This window comes from Mariniradius sediminis (assembly GCF_021491425.1).
GTDB lineage: Bacteria > Bacteroidota > Bacteroidia > Cytophagales > Cyclobacteriaceae > Mariniradius > Mariniradius saccharolyticus.
Genome location: NZ_JAKEVZ010000063.1, coordinates 1 through 316 on the forward strand (window position 1 = coordinate 1; position 316 = coordinate 316).

The 316-nt window shown below is 46.8% G+C and carries 1 protein-coding gene; it reads right to left on the reverse strand.

The window, feature by feature from the left end; genetic code table 11:
- Positions 1-108: 108 nt before the first annotated feature.
- The coding region (locus L0U89_RS20295) for a GIY-YIG nuclease family protein (RefSeq protein WP_234863193.1) at positions 109-316 on the reverse strand (208 nt) is incomplete at its 5' end.

A 316-nucleotide genomic window follows, 5' to 3' on the forward strand; every position in this document is an offset into this window, starting at 1 on the left:
TAGGGTGAAAATGAAAAAGGCAACATCTCTGCTGCCCTTTTGAGCCCCCTGCCGGGATCGTCCCGTCCCGATGGTTATCGGGAGACATCGTGGACAGCGACCTACTGATTACAAGTCCATATATTTACTGATTAGCCTTTCTGAAATCCCGGAATACCTTATCAAATTCTCGAGATACTTCCTCGACCTATTGCCCTTGATGTGTTTCTCGATAGCCAATGCCATCCTCCTCGATGTGCAGGGTATCGATAGTTTTAATATCCAATCGTCGGCAACCTTTGTGTGCGAGTCTTTGAAAAAGTGGCTGTTGTGCTGT